This window comes from Rickettsia helvetica, assembly GCF_963970025.1.
Lineage (GTDB): Bacteria > Pseudomonadota > Alphaproteobacteria > Rickettsiales > Rickettsiaceae > Rickettsia > Rickettsia helvetica.
Window position 1 is genome coordinate 1170442 of record NZ_OZ018776.1, and the last position, 12922, is coordinate 1183363.

The window sequence follows — 12922 nt, forward strand, 5'->3', positions numbered from 1 at the left end:
GAGTTACAATAAGATAAACTAGTCTATCATAACTTATCTTATGAAGCAAGGGACGTTATGATACAAGATTACTTATTATCTTTAGTTGTACTAGTTAGGAGTTGATCTGACAGTATTGAGTAATCAGGCAGCTTGATAAGTTAAGGTCAAGTTGTCTGATATTGTCTCTATATTATCAATATTTTTATTAATTGCAATATAAAGAGAATCTTTAAAAGTTTGCATTGGCGTTTTACCGTAACAATGTTTACCTGAATGAGTTCTTTCATTATTATAACCTACAAGCCAGTTATCTATATCAGTTTGTAGCTCTTCTAATGTAGAATAAAACTTTTTGCGGAATAAAATGTGATAACATTCTTCTTGCATAGTTGTGTGGAATCGTTCACATATCCCATTAGTTTGAGGACTATAGGCTTTAGTTTTAGAATGATCTATATTTTCAATACCAAGATATAACTGATAAGCATGATGCTCAGGCTTGCCACAATACTCCGTTCCTCTATCTGTTAATATCCGAACCAGAGGAATATTATAGCTTTCAAAAAATGGTATAACCCTATCGTTAAGATGGTCTGCACTCGTTATAGCTGTTTTTTCTGTATAAAGTTTACAAATAGCAATAGAATAAGTATCAACGAAAGTTTGCTGATAAATACGTCCTATACCTTTTATATTCCCTACATAATAGGTATCTTGAGAACCAAGATAACCGGGATGTAAACTCTCAATCTCACCGCTTGCTTCACGTTTGTTTTTTACTTTTTCAAGAGCTGTTAACTGTATATCATTTAGAATAATACCGTCGCTTGCTACCTTATTTTCTAAAGCTTTTAAGCGTTTCTTAAAATTTTCTAAATCATGACGAAGCCAAACTGATCTTACGCCTCCTCCTGAAATAATTATTCCTTTCTTGCGTAGCTCATTAGCTGTACGTTCTTGACCATAAGCGGGATATTCAACTGTAATATTAACTATAGCATCTTCAACACTTGCTGGTACTCGGTTCTTTAAACAAGGCTTTCTTCTGCTCATCTCATATAGCGCTTCTTCTCCACCTTGTTCATGAAGCTCTTTATAGCGGTAAAATGTATCTCGGCTATAACCCATTACTTTACATGCTTGCGATACGTTACCTAGTTGTTCTGCTAGTTGTAATAAACCAATTCTTGGCTTTATTATTTTTTGTTGGTATATTGTCATCTGACAGTCTCCTTTTTTTAGAGGTTGTTAAATTTTTGCCGGGTACGAGTATATCTTTTTTTTTGTACCCAACAACTTCTTACTGTCAGATCAACTCCTAACTAGTACAATTTAGTAATACCTAATGTTTCTAATATTTGTTCAAGTTCTATTACTACAGGCTCTAACTCAGCTGACTTTTTATTAAAGTTAAAGTTTTCTGAGGTTAATATTTCTTCATCTAAACTTGCAGCTCTAACCACACTAAATCTTACGCCAATTTCTTTAAGCCATTGATATGTATTATTAACATCTTCATTATTTCTATAATAATCACTACAATCATTTAGTAGTAAGTGAAATATTGTTGTTTTTAATGGATCGCTTTTAGTTGCCGGTAAATTTTGAGCAAGTAACTCTAAGTATGTCCTTACCTTTTATAATAGCTTCATTATTATTTTTTGCTTCTTTTGAAACTTGCTCTAAGGACAATAAACCTTGTCTTAATGCTACATTATCAATATTAAGCTTCAATAAGCTTTCCGATTTCAGTAAGTATACTTAAATAATCTGTCGATTCTAGTTTACCCACTGCATCTTTTTTTAATTTTTCAATCAAAGACTCTTTCATAAATATATCCCTATTTAAATTAAAATCTCAAAAACCATGAGATATGGATTTTGAATTTTTGAAAACGGAGATATATAGAATTTATAAAATTTTGTCAATAAAATATAAGATTTGCGTATAGAGGTTATTAATTATTTTTAAGAAATAAAGACAATCTATCATAACTTCTCTTATGAAACAAAAGAAGTTATGACATTTAAGATGTAAAGACTTAATCTAAATCCCAAGCTGCATCATTAGTGTTTTGAGGATTACCTAATATATCGGGTATCATATCCCACAAATTATTAATATCACCTCCTGTCGCTTACAAAAGATTACTTACTTGCGTTATAAAGTCTTCAGCAGTTCTACCTTGAGTATCTTGAGGATTAGTATCCCCATCTAAAGCTTGCACTCCGGCCTTAATTAAGGTTACTAAATCCTTAGTTTGTATACCTAAAATAGTATTTTCTGTACCGCTCTCTCCTCTATTAGAACTAGTAGAAGGTTGTACATGTGGTATTGCCTTTCCGTTAGCATGCACAGTTGCTTGATGAACCAAAGCTGCAAGTTGTTGATCGTTAAGATTATTTTGTTCCTTTGATATTTCTGGAGATAAAGTAGAATCATCCTCAGATAGATCAATTAGATCTTCTTCTTGCAATATAGAGTTTGTATCCACACTATCGCTTAAAGCTTGTAACATTGAAAAATCATCATCTTTAATTATGCTTTCATACCATTTCTTATGTTCGTTAGCTGCATGTTTTACATTTTCATTATTTTTATAATTACTCGGAATAGCGTATAAACCGTATTCTCCTTTATCTGCTTCGTCTATTACGATTTTAGCTATCTTCAGTTCATCTATACTTAAGTCAATATTTTGCTTAACTTTGTTTAAAAGAAGTTTCAGTATCTGATCGCCTTGTGCTGCCCCTTATTATTTTCCCAACCCCTTATTAAACTACAATAATCTATACCTGATGTTTTAACATGCTCTAATACTGCTTTTATAGCTTTCCATTGATTATTAGCTTTTTCATTTTCACCTTGCTGCTCATCTTTAATAGCGTTCTCAGCCCATTTAGCAAGTTTAGCATATGATGCTAGCTCCCCTACTGCATTAAATATGGATACATGTTTACCTGGATAATCTACTTTATTTTAGATAGATCAAATTTTTGAACTAATTTCGGTAATTCAACAAGAAATTCATCATAATATGGTTTGTCTAAACTCCATTCTCTTCCATTTTGTTTGACTTCATTTATAGTTACTTGATTAAAATCATATGGCGAATATTTTTTCATAATTTGACCTTTTTATAATTATTGGTTAAATTTATATTTAAAAAACCATAAAATATGGTTTTTTAAAATGCTTTAAATTGGTAATTGACTGAATAAATCAAAATGTTTATTATCAGTCCAAATTAAATGTAAAAGTATATTTTATGAAAGTTGTTAGCTCGTTAAAATCATTAAAAAAACGTGATAAAGATTGTCAGATCGTTAAAAGAAGAGGCAAAATTTTTGTAATAAATAAAAAGAATAAAAGATTTAAAGCAAAACAAGGTTAATTAATCGTTTTTGGAGAAAAAAAATATACTCGATCAACTTGCAAAATTGGCTACGTCGTCTTTGTAAGTCCTCGGATGCTCACGTATTAATATACGCTCCGCTCCTCGGCTTATAGATTCCTTGCTCTTTTCCAAGTTGATCTTCGTATACTACTCTTCATTTTACTTCAGAGTATATAATACTACTTTTGAAAGAAAAGAAATAAATATGGCCGGTCACTCAAAGTTCAAAAATATTCAGCATCGTAAAGGGGCTCAAGATAAAAAAAGAGCAAAAGTTTTCACTAAATTAATTCGTGAAATAGTTACTGCAGCTAAAACCGGTTCTTCTAATAACCCTGAAAATAATCCACGTCTTAGAAATGCTTTAACCGCCGCACGTAGTCAAAATCTCCCTAAAGAAAGAATAGATAAAGCTATTAATAGTGCTAATGATTCTTCTAATACCGAAAATTATACGGAAATTAGATATGAAGGTTATGCACCGAATGGTATTGCTATAATAGTTGAAGCTTTAACCGATAATAAAAACCGCACTGCTGCAGAAGTACGCTCTAGTTTTACTAAATATGGTGGGAGTTTAGGCGAAACCGGTAGTGTCAATTATTTATTTAAGCATTGCGGCGTTATTCAATATCTAAGTGACATAGCATCGAATGAAAATATTTTAGAAGCAGTTATAGAAATAGATGTAGATGATATTATATCTGATGATACCACCCATACAATCTATACGGATATTGAAAATTTTTCTAAAGTTCTAGAATTTTTAACCGGCAAATACGGTATACCTGAAGACTCTTATATAGGCTGGATTCCATTAAATACAATAATTATAGATGATAAGGGAAAAGCTGAAAAATTACTAAAGCTTGTGGAAGTTTTAGAAGAAAGCGACGATGTACAAAGAGTTTTCGGGAATTATGAGTTATCTGATGATGTTTACGAAATAATACAAGGAGAACAATGACTTATAACGATGCAAATTATCAAATAATTATTTTAGCAGCCGGTAAAGGCACTAGAATGGAGTCCGATTTACCGAAAGTAATGCATAAAGTCGGCGGAGTTCCAATGCTTGAAACGGTATTAAAGAATTCGCTTAACATCACAAATGATGTAATTATAGTTTATTCAGAAGAACTTAAAAAACATTTAACGCCCTATGAAAATATGTGTCGTTTTGTACTGCAAGAAGAACCTAAAGGCACAGCTCATGCTACTTATGCAGCAATAGATTTAATTGATAAAAATAAAACAATATTAGTTTTATACGGTGATCATCCTCTTATTACTCCAAAACTTATGTATGAATTAATAGATTATTTAAGCCTTACTAATTCTGCATTAGTGACTTTAAGCTTTGAGAGAGCAAATCCGGCTCAATATGGAAGAATAGCTACTGATAAAAATGGCGAATTTTTAGAGATAATCGAACATAAAAACGCAAGCGAAGAAGAGAAAAACATAAAACTTTGTAATTCAGGTATTATGGCTTTCAGTAGAGGAATTTTAAATAAATACTTACCTTTATTTGCTACTAATACTAACGGTAATAAGGAAGTTTATTTAACTGAAATAGTAAAAATATGTAAAAATCACGGTGAAAAAGTTTCATATTTATTATCTACTGATCATGATTTAATTGTTGGTGTTAATACTAAAAATGAGCTAGAAGAAACTAATAATATTTTTTCTAAGAACAAGTCTTAGCGTTACCCGCATGGATACTGAGTTGTCATTGCGAGCAGGTGTTGTTGCATGGATCGATTTTCTGTTGTCATCCCCCCCACTTGATTGCGGGATCCAGTTTAAAATACTAATGATATTAGTATTTTAAATTGTTTTTATGGACCCCGTGGTTAAGCCATGGGGTGACACAGTGGATTTTACCGGTCCACGCAACAACACCTGCTCGCAATGACAACTCAGTATCCACGCAAACGCCTTGCGAGAATTACATAGGAAGCCATAGGGGGCGCACAATGCTAAAAATTTTGGAGAGATGGCCGAGTGGTTTAAGGCGCACGCCTGGAAAGCGTGTTCACGGCAACGTGTCGGGGGTTCGACTCCCCTTCTCTCCGCCAGTTTAGTTTATTGTATCAAATTACATAATTTATGTATGGTATTTCCTAAACAAATAGTATCTTGATTATCAAAACAAGGCTGAGAATTGTTAGTATTTATCTCATCTACGGAACTTTCCCAAGCAACTTTTAAATCATTATGTTGATAAAAACTTTTAGCTATTCTATATTCGTCTCTTTGTATATTAAATTTATCAATAAGAGATTTTTCACCATTTTTTATTAAATGCTGATCTATTTCTTGCCAAGTAGATAAATAAAATAAATCTCCGGAGTTATAATGTTCTAGCAAATATTTAAAAGGCGAGGAATTATTGTATTCAGCAAAAATATTCGCCCCTTGCTCTAGTAATAATTTCAATATTTGTATGTTTTTAGAATCAATAGCAAAGCTTAATGGGAAATAACATAGTCCTCCATCCATAGTTAATGGATTATTTACATCTACATTAAAGAGTGTTGTTAATTCTTTAACTGCCTCTAAATCATTAACAAATATAGCTGCACATATTGCTTTCTCATGAAGGAAATAATTATCTGCAAGATATTCATTAAATTTAAAATGCTTAAATACATCGTTACCAGCTTTTACGTTTTCACGAAGTTGATCCTGATAATTTAACTCTGTATTTAACTCGATACCCTTAAGTAATTCTTTTACGCTTTTATCAAGAATTTTCATAATATTAGGAGAAGTTATACTATAATCAGGTAAGGCTGCAAATTTAAAATTATTATCCTGATCGATGGTAAATTTATTTAAAGCTGCTTTTTCTGCAGGAGCAATAACTTTAATACTAGGGTTTCATTAACTTGGCAAAGCTAAACTGAATATTATTATAAAAATCATTTTCAAGGCTACCGGTTGAGCATGACTCTAAGTAGAGAATTGCCTTCGCTTGTAATTTATTTGGTAACCAGTGAAAAATCTCTTCTACCTCTTGTGATAGTAAATAATTTTGTTCTGAAAATCGTATTGATTTTGCTTCACCATGACCTCTTAGCCAAAAAAAAACTATTTTATCTGGGGGTATATCCTTTAAAATATTCTCAATATCTCTTGGGCTTGCTATATCATCTATCTCAATAACTTTATAACCATTTAGTAATTGCTGTTTATTAGCTTTAAAATAGCCTCTATTTTTATTAAAAGCTGAGTTGTTGTCATAATGTACAGTAATTATCACTGCTAAAGGCATTGTGTTGTCAGGATTATTATGTGAATTATTGTTCATTGTTTTTTCATGTAAAATTATGCATTATTATGACATAATTAGCACATAATAGCAACATGAATAATTAATAAATTAATATTTTATTAATATAATTGTATCAGATGATGGCTATCTTTTCTTTTTCATTAGGGTTGTTAAAGTAAGAAAATTTTATTAGAATATTAATTAACTTTAGTTTATGTAGGTTAAAGGTTTGCATAACATACACCCTCCCCGCCAGTTTAGTTTATGGTATACTCAAATTGATTGCAAGAATTGAATTTGTGATCAAATGGTGAGTGTATACAGCTTATACTTAATAAGTGAGTACGTGAATCCATGAAGATAACAAAGAGCAATTCTTAAAAGCAGAAGAGTATGTTATGTTCTTGTATTTTCTTTATAATGCTTAGTATATTTATCTAGTAAAATCCTAATCATTTTTTGATAAGGAACATGTGCAGTTGCTGCTTCTGATTTAAAAAATTCTACGCTCTCTTTACTTAAAGAAATGGTTACTTTTACAGAATCATCTTTTAATAAAAGTTCTCTAGGGTGTGGCAAGAAATCTTTTACTATTTTTACTGCATCTATTCCCCCATCAGTGTATTTTATTCTCTTGCTCATAAATCCTCTCTTACCTTTACGCCAGTATCCTACTCCAAAAATTCTTATATGATTATCTCGGAACATAAAACGGACTGTTAAAATATTACCATCAACTTTACCTAAACAAAAATATCTTTTTTCTGTAATACTAACATACCACGTCTAGTCTGGACAGTTAGCCAATTTTTGTAGTTTATCGAACGGGAAAGCCAAAGAGTAATCAAGGTTTCCACTGTCAAGCCTTTAAAAGTTTCATATGCATTTGTTATTACATTTATAAAGTCTAAAAGCTTTTAAGAAAGCTTATCGTCTACTAATTACCTCATATTGATAGTCTTTTAATTTCTATTTTTACTTTTATAATAAAAATAGTTGTATATTTATACTACTTTCTCTATTATAGCCGTAATTTTATAAGTTACAATTATATACCTAATAATCAATTAATTTATATTAAGTTATGGCTCATAAAGATTTATCACATTTAACAGAAGAACAAATCAAAGATTTAATAAAACGTTACTATAACCATGAGAAAATAGCTAATTTATTAGAAGAATTTGAGATTAATGTATATCCTAGCATATTAGTTAAACTTTTTCCGCCTGTAGTTCATAATGAATTATTTTGTAAATATTGTCCGGATATAAACCTAGTAAGTAAATTAGACGGTAGAAGTCATAGGAATTATAATGTAGTACATTTTGAAAAATTTTGCCCTGTATGTGATCATCGAGACCATACTTACTGTTCCTGTTCTAATTGTAAAGAAATTAGAAAACAGAAAGAACAAGCTGAAGAAGAAAATAAAAGAAATGTGTTAATGCAAGCGTTTTTGCCTGTTAATATCGATATTCCTATACCAAACAAATTAACCTTAAAGGATGCTTTATATTTAATTTCTGTAGCAGAACATTCTGCTCCTAAAGATTTAGAGTTTGGGAAGATGTCTAATATAAAATAAGAAAAAGGTATAATGATTATAAGAGTACTACATACTCACATGCACCCTAGAATCCGCAATTTTCCAATGCCAAAATTGAAATAATAACATGACAACCATCATCTACTTAATCATAGTACCGGGCAGTTTTTACTCTATGTCATGCCCGCGAAAGCGGGAATCCAGTAAAACCTAAAAAAATCAAATGATTAAAGGTTTTACATAAAAAGTGAAATAATGTAATAAAAAAATCTTTAAAATCAAGATTTTTTAGCCTGGATCCCTGCTTTCGCAGGCATGACATAGAGTAAAAACTGTCCGGTACTATGCTATTTAATAGGAAAGCCTAGGATGAAGAAAAGTATAATATAGTAATAGGATTAGTATAAAGTATTTATATGATATAATATCCGTAATGTTGCAGAGGTTATTATGATAAATAAAGAAGATTTTGATTATGCATTTAAAATACCAATACCCATCAAATATAAATTTGATCCAAAAGATTATCCGGGATATGTACATACCATGACTAATCAAGATGAAAGTGCAATTGAAGAGTATTCTAAATTTGCTACTTAGGAATTTAAATTATGACTCAGTTTAGTCTTTTTGATGACCAAGTAATTATTCCTGGACTAAAATATATTGCAGAATATGTCAATCGTCATTGCAAGCAGCCATAGGCTGCGTGGCAATCCGGAAAAATAATAAAAAAGTATTGTTTTTAGCATTTTTTAACTGGATTGCTTCGTCAATTATTACATAATTTCCTCGCAATGACGTTAAATTTTGACTAATCTAGCAATGCCTTATATCTGCTTTTGCTAAATCTTTTAAAGTGCGTGATCCGGTGCATAGCATAGTAATCTTAAGCTGCTTGATTATTAATTGTATCTCTTCGAAAAGTAAGTTTTCTGATGTATCTGCAGCTTTTAAAAATTGACCGGCAAGTCCAAAAATACTAGCTCCCATACGAATTGCTTTTGCCCCGTCAATGCCGGATTTTAACCCGCCGCTGGCAATAATCGGAATATTTTCTGAAACTTCCCTCACCATTTTTAGAGAATCTAAAGTCGGAATTCCCCAGTTAATAAAGCTACTAGCTATACGATTTTGTAACGAATTTGTAGCACGATAAGCCTCTACTTGACTCCAAGATGTCCCACCGCTCCCTGCAATATCAAGAACTTTAACTCCTATATCAATAAGACTTTTAGCCACTTGTTTAGATAAACCATACCCTACTTCTTTAACAATTACAGGGACAGAGAGGTAATTAACCATCTCTCTTATCTTAGGTAAAAGATTTTCCCAGTTTCTATTACCTTCCGGCTGAGTTAGCTCCTGCAATACGTTCAGATGTAAAATTAAGGCATCGGCTTCAATAGCATCAACTAAATACCGGCATTCTTTAGGTGTCACTCCGTAATTAAGTTGCACTGCACCGATATTGGCTAATAAAGGGATATCGGGAGCTATATGCCTTACTGCAAATGTCTTGATCGTATCCGGTTTCGTTAATAAAACCCGCATAGAGCCAAGCCCCATAGCAATTCCGGCTTTTTGGGCGGCCTGTGCAAGTCGATAGTTAATATCTCCAGCTCTAGTTGTGCCTCCGGTCATACTAGAAATTAGAATAGGTGCTTGTAAAGATTTTCCGAGGAAAGTAGTAGTTGTATCTATGTTATCGTAGTTAATTTCCGGTAATGCGTTGTGAATAAATTGAATAGATTCAAAACCGCTTTTAAGTGTAGATTCGACGTTTTTTATAAGATTAATTTTAATATGATCTTGCTTTCTTTCTATATCTAAACTTTGATTTTTTGACATTTTACTCGTTAATTCTTTTTTATACTTAGGTTCTGTGCACTTTTGATTAATGATTATAATTATGAGATATTTTTAAGCGAAAATTAATAAGATTTTTGCAGTAATAGTTATTCATATTTCAAAAAAATCTTATAATTTGTAGTTAAAAAGAGCCATAATTATGATTATTCTATTAAAAGTGCACAGAACCTAATCTATAACAATATTTTTAGCTTTGCAAAATATATTTCTTTACTATTTCCTAATTCTTATTATAACTTTTGGTATATAATTAATACACTTAGATAAATTTACGAGTAATAATGCTGATTTAGTGGATCAAAGTTTAATAGAAACATTTAGATATTTGGGGCTACAAGAGCAACAAATAGATGGAATAAATTATTATCTGATACATATAGGATGCAATCATCCTGTATGGAATATGATTGTACTGCCTGATAAAGTGAATATAAGCCAAATGGATAAAATGGAAGAAGTGTTTAAACTATAGGATTTACCGTTTGCTTGGTGGGTTGATGAAAAGAATCTATCATCTGAAATGCTTGAGCATTTCCAAAACGGTAAATATACTGATTTTGGTGACGTACCCGGAATGGTTTATGCGCTTAAAGATTATTCTGAACAAAATATGGATAATAAAAATAGACATCTTTCCAAACCGGCTTATAGAGAGGAATTTAAAGGAGACACTTCACCTCGAACCGCAGCGTACACAAGCGTACGTGAGGATTCGAGTACCGGATCAATGTATAAATTACTTCCAGAAGCGAAGTTTGGGAAGATGTCTAATATTAGAATTATTACTGGAATAGAGGAATATAAGGAATGAATTCGAGTATTAATTAGATCATTTGGATTTAGTGATGATGTTTATAATATTTATTTTGATAATTTATCAAAATTTATTGGAGATAACAAAGTATTTGTTCCACTTACTGCATATGAAGAAAATAAAATTGTTGCAACTGCCTCTATAATTTTTGCAAACGGCATAGCAGGTTTTTATCACGATTCAACGATGCCGGAATATAGAAATCGTGGTCTTGCAAGTGATTTATATATAGCTAGGTTTAAAATATTAAAAGAAATGGGAATCGATAAGGTAATAATTCAAACTTCACCAATGGCAACGTCACTTGCTGAAAAATTAGGCTTTAAGAAATATACAAATTATAAGATATATTGCCAAAGTTAGAATTATTGCCTTAATTCCTTAAGCATTAAGACGTCGTTATTCTCTTGAATTATTTTAAATCCTGCTTTTTCATAAGTTTTAATAGCAGCGATATTTTTTCTATCAGGATCAACTAAAACATGAGTATATTGCTTATCTATAAAATTTTCTCAAAAAGTTCTTAGAGTAAGTAGCTCTACCCCTTTATTTAAATATTCAGGCTCACCTAAAAAGAAATCGATTGCTGCAAGTTTTGAAGGTAAGTTTATTAATGGGTCTGAACGCTCAAAATCATAAGCATTGTAAATTTGGATATACCCTATAGGAGTACGGTCTGCTTCTATAATATAAGCTTGTATATTTTTCGGGTCATTATTTTCTAGCTTATATCCCTTAACATAGCTTAAGTATTTTTGTTCGATCAATTCTAAACTCCATTTTATATCCTCATCCCACCATAGTTTCACATGCGGCATTTCTAGCCATTTTAAAAGAAACGAAAAATGAGAAGTAGAAAGCGGGATAAAGTTTATGTTCATATAACAGCATTATACCATTCTGAAGCGACATTTAATCCAAGTGCTTTTAGAAATTGGCGTTTAGGTTCATCATGTACTCCGCAAACTACTAATATTTGGCTAGCACCTTTGCTTTTAGCTTTGGGTTTAAAAGTAATTATTAAAGAAGATATATATAAAGAGTTGCAAGTAAAGAGTCATAACGAATCGCAACAAAGAAGTGATATATTTTTATTTACTGGTATAGATAACCAAGACGATTTGTTAAAGCTTTTTCCAGCATACAGCAGAAAATTAATACAACAAAATATGAATGATGCTCATCCCAGAGTAATAGCAAAAAAGAGGGGTGAACTATCACAGTTTGATCAATTAGTAGTACAAAATAAAACCATTCATTGGTTAAATATAGAACAAAATAATGGTAATACACAGATAGTGTGGATTAAATCTCGTGGCACATTAGATAATTTGCGTAAATATATTAATAATGAAAAAAGTATTAAACTAACTTTAGACAAGGATTTTATTAACGATATAAAGGATAAACAGACTACCATCATCGCAGATGATCCAGGTATGGGCAAAACTACTAGTTTAACAAAATTATGTACATTACAATACGATTTAGGGTCTGAAGTCAAATCAATATTTCAATCACATTGGGTAATAAGCGTTGATCTAAAAGATCATATATCAACAATCGGCAGGATTAAGTCTTCTAATATTAAGATTGATGATATAATTAACTTATGCTTAGAATCTGATTCAGATCTTAACACGACATTCGCAAAAAAGATATTATTGTTTGCTTTTCAGAATACCAATTTTATAAAACCTATATTAATCAAATTTGATGGATTTGATGAAGTTTTAGATCAAAATATTAGAAATAACCTTATTTCATTAATGCAGTATTTAAAATATGATCCCAATGTCAAGAACGTCAAGTTTTGGATTACCAGTCGCCTGCATTATGAACAAACTTTAGAAAATAAATTATCAATATTTGCCACAAAATTTGAACCACTTAATGATCAAAAAAATAAAGAATTTATATATCAGTTTTTCAAAAACAGGTTGCATCTTATGTGCATTTTCTTGCGAATAATGGATTTTTATCAATAATGCTACTCATATACAATATACTTCCGTCTAATGGAG

16 protein-coding genes, 1 tRNA gene and 2 pseudogenes are annotated in these 12922 nt (G+C 31.1%); 9 read left to right on the forward strand and 10 right to left on the reverse strand.

Going from position 1 to position 12922, the window contains the following annotated elements:
• Positions 1 to 123 precede the first annotated feature (123 nt).
• The 5 genes and pseudogenes from AB1146_RS07050 to AB1146_RS07070 all read right to left on the reverse strand — a co-directional run bounded on the left by AB1146_RS07050 (position 124) and on the right by AB1146_RS07070 (position 3108).
• The gene (locus AB1146_RS07050; RefSeq protein WP_010420735.1) at positions 124 to 1203 is read right to left on the reverse strand and encodes an IS481 family transposase; all 1080 of its coding nucleotides are present in this window, start codon (positions 1201 to 1203) and stop codon (positions 124 to 126) included.
• 101 nt (positions 1204 to 1304) lie between these two features.
• Positions 1305 to 1445 carry a hypothetical protein gene (locus AB1146_RS07055; protein WP_010422453.1) on the reverse strand — a complete coding sequence of 47 codons (141 nt, stop codon included), beginning with the start codon at positions 1443 to 1445 and terminating at the stop codon, positions 1305 to 1307.
• Positions 1446 to 1569: 124 nt separating this feature from the next.
• Positions 1570 to 1716, reverse strand: a complete 147-nt coding sequence (locus tag AB1146_RS07060; RefSeq protein ID WP_232203607.1) for a hypothetical protein — start codon at positions 1714 to 1716, stop codon at positions 1570 to 1572.
• 308 nt (positions 1717 to 2024) lie between these two features.
• Positions 2025 to 2501 (reverse strand): annotated as a pseudogene (locus tag AB1146_RS07065) (hypothetical protein).
• Between the two features lie 451 nt (positions 2502 to 2952).
• Positions 2953 to 3108 (reverse strand): hypothetical protein, encoded by a 156-nt coding sequence (locus AB1146_RS07070; protein WP_010422451.1) that lies wholly within the window; start codon positions 3106 to 3108, stop codon positions 2953 to 2955.
• A 143-nt stretch (positions 3109 to 3251) separates the two neighbouring features.
• Between AB1146_RS07070 and ykgO the strand changes: the two genes are divergently transcribed.
• The 4 genes from ykgO (at position 3252) to AB1146_RS07095 (ending at position 5464) form a co-directional block, all read left to right on the forward strand.
• A complete protein-coding gene (gene ykgO, locus AB1146_RS07075) occupies positions 3252 to 3377 on the forward strand; it encodes a type B 50S ribosomal protein L36 (RefSeq protein ID WP_004998227.1) in 126 nt (41 codons plus the stop codon).
• 208 nt (positions 3378 to 3585) lie between these two features.
• Positions 3586 to 4347, forward strand: a complete 762-nt coding sequence (locus tag AB1146_RS07085) for a YebC/PmpR family DNA-binding transcriptional regulator (protein ID WP_010422406.1) — start codon at positions 3586 to 3588, stop codon at positions 4345 to 4347.
• Positions 4344 to 5090: a sugar phosphate nucleotidyltransferase gene (locus AB1146_RS07090; RefSeq protein WP_010422403.1), complete on the forward strand. Its 747-nt coding sequence runs from the start codon at positions 4344 to 4346 to the stop codon at positions 5088 to 5090. The genes AB1146_RS07085 and AB1146_RS07090 overlap by 4 nt, the downstream gene beginning before the upstream one ends.
• A gap of 286 nt (positions 5091 to 5376) precedes the next feature.
• Positions 5377 to 5464, forward strand: a tRNA-Ser gene (locus AB1146_RS07095).
• A 7-nt stretch (positions 5465 to 5471) separates the two neighbouring features.
• Here AB1146_RS07095 and AB1146_RS07100 read toward each other — a convergent pair.
• The 3 genes from AB1146_RS07100 to AB1146_RS07110 form a co-directional block, all read right to left on the reverse strand.
• Positions 5472 to 6146 (reverse strand): ankyrin repeat domain-containing protein, encoded by a 675-nt coding sequence (locus tag AB1146_RS07100; RefSeq protein WP_010422400.1) that lies wholly within the window; start codon positions 6144 to 6146, stop codon positions 5472 to 5474.
• A gap of 115 nt (positions 6147 to 6261) precedes the next feature.
• On the reverse strand, positions 6262 to 6699 hold the full coding sequence (locus AB1146_RS07105; protein ID WP_355403862.1) for a C13 family peptidase: 438 nt from the start codon (positions 6697 to 6699) through the stop codon (positions 6262 to 6264).
• Positions 6700 to 7059: 360 nt separating this feature from the next.
• Complete coding sequence (locus AB1146_RS07110) at positions 7060 to 7371, reverse strand: hypothetical protein (RefSeq protein ID WP_010422394.1); 312 nt, start codon at positions 7369 to 7371, stop codon at positions 7060 to 7062.
• Positions 7372 to 7747: 376 nt separating this feature from the next.
• Here AB1146_RS07110 and AB1146_RS07115 point away from each other — a divergent pair, with 376 nt between their 5' ends.
• Both AB1146_RS07115 and AB1146_RS07120 read left to right on the forward strand, forming a co-directional pair.
• Positions 7748 to 8251: a hypothetical protein gene (locus tag AB1146_RS07115; RefSeq protein WP_010422391.1), complete on the forward strand. Its 504-nt coding sequence runs from the start codon at positions 7748 to 7750 to the stop codon at positions 8249 to 8251.
• 411 nt (positions 8252 to 8662) lie between these two features.
• On the forward strand, positions 8663 to 8812 hold the full coding sequence (locus tag AB1146_RS07120; RefSeq protein WP_010422388.1) for a hypothetical protein: 150 nt from the start codon (positions 8663 to 8665) through the stop codon (positions 8810 to 8812).
• Between the two features lie 219 nt (positions 8813 to 9031).
• Here the strand turns inward: AB1146_RS07120 and fni are convergent, their stop codons facing one another.
• A complete protein-coding gene (gene fni / locus AB1146_RS07125; RefSeq protein WP_010422387.1) occupies positions 9032 to 10063 on the reverse strand; it encodes a type 2 isopentenyl-diphosphate Delta-isomerase in 1032 nt (343 codons plus the stop codon).
• Between the two features lie 631 nt (positions 10064 to 10694).
• On the opposite strand from fni, the pseudogene AB1146_RS07130 reads away from it, so the two are divergent.
• Positions 10695 to 10865 (forward strand): annotated as a pseudogene (locus tag AB1146_RS07130) (palindromic element RPE1 domain-containing protein); the annotation flags it as partial.
• Between the two features lie 78 nt (positions 10866 to 10943).
• On the forward strand, positions 10944 to 11261 hold the full coding sequence (locus AB1146_RS07135) for a GNAT family N-acetyltransferase (protein WP_269572127.1): 318 nt from the start codon (positions 10944 to 10946) through the stop codon (positions 11259 to 11261).
• 149 nt (positions 11262 to 11410) lie between these two features.
• Here the strand turns inward: AB1146_RS07135 and AB1146_RS07140 are convergent, their stop codons facing one another.
• Positions 11411 to 11779 carry a GNAT family N-acetyltransferase gene (locus AB1146_RS07140; RefSeq protein WP_083831795.1) on the reverse strand — a complete coding sequence of 123 codons (369 nt, stop codon included), beginning with the start codon at positions 11777 to 11779 and terminating at the stop codon, positions 11411 to 11413.
• On the opposite strand from AB1146_RS07140, the gene AB1146_RS07145 reads away from it, so the two are divergent.
• On the forward strand, positions 11744 to 12886 hold the full coding sequence (locus AB1146_RS07145) for a hypothetical protein (protein WP_355403867.1): 1143 nt from the start codon (positions 11744 to 11746) through the stop codon (positions 12884 to 12886). The two genes, AB1146_RS07140 and AB1146_RS07145, sit on opposite strands and share 36 nt — an antisense overlap.
• Positions 12887 to 12922: the final 36 nt, after the last annotated feature.

What these genes read in the sequence shown, in the direction of transcription:
- AB1146_RS07085 (WP_010422406.1), top strand. Translation starts at nt 3,586, where the DNA reads ATGGCCGGTCACTCAAAGTTCAAAAATATTCAGCATCGTAAAGGGGCT.
- fni (WP_010422387.1), bottom strand. Translation starts at nt 10,063, where the DNA reads ATGTCAAAAAATCAAAGTTTAGATATAGAAAGAAAGCAAGATCATATT.
- AB1146_RS07050 (WP_010420735.1), bottom strand. Translation starts at nt 1,203, where the DNA reads ATGACAATATACCAACAAAAAATAATAAAGCCAAGAATTGGTTTATTA.
- AB1146_RS07105 (WP_355403862.1), bottom strand. Translation starts at nt 6,699, where the DNA reads ATGAACAATAATTCACATAATAATCCTGACAACACAATGCCTTTAGCA.
- AB1146_RS07145 (WP_355403867.1), top strand. Translation starts at nt 11,744, where the DNA reads ATGAGAAGTAGAAAGCGGGATAAAGTTTATGTTCATATAACAGCATTA.
- AB1146_RS07120 (WP_010422388.1), top strand. Translation starts at nt 8,663, where the DNA reads ATGATAAATAAAGAAGATTTTGATTATGCATTTAAAATACCAATACCC.
- AB1146_RS07070 (WP_010422451.1), bottom strand. Translation starts at nt 3,108, where the DNA reads ATGAAAAAATATTCGCCATATGATTTTAATCAAGTAACTATAAATGAA.
- AB1146_RS07110 (WP_010422394.1), bottom strand. Translation starts at nt 7,371, where the DNA reads ATGTTCCGAGATAATCATATAAGAATTTTTGGAGTAGGATACTGGCGT.
- AB1146_RS07140 (WP_083831795.1), bottom strand. Translation starts at nt 11,779, where the DNA reads ATGAACATAAACTTTATCCCGCTTTCTACTTCTCATTTTTCGTTTCTT.
- AB1146_RS07100 (WP_010422400.1), bottom strand. Translation starts at nt 6,146, where the DNA reads ATGAAAATTCTTGATAAAAGCGTAAAAGAATTACTTAAGGGTATCGAG.
- AB1146_RS07115 (WP_010422391.1), top strand. Translation starts at nt 7,748, where the DNA reads ATGGCTCATAAAGATTTATCACATTTAACAGAAGAACAAATCAAAGAT.
- AB1146_RS07090 (WP_010422403.1), top strand. Translation starts at nt 4,344, where the DNA reads ATGACTTATAACGATGCAAATTATCAAATAATTATTTTAGCAGCCGGT.
- ykgO (WP_004998227.1), top strand. Translation starts at nt 3,252, where the DNA reads ATGAAAGTTGTTAGCTCGTTAAAATCATTAAAAAAACGTGATAAAGAT.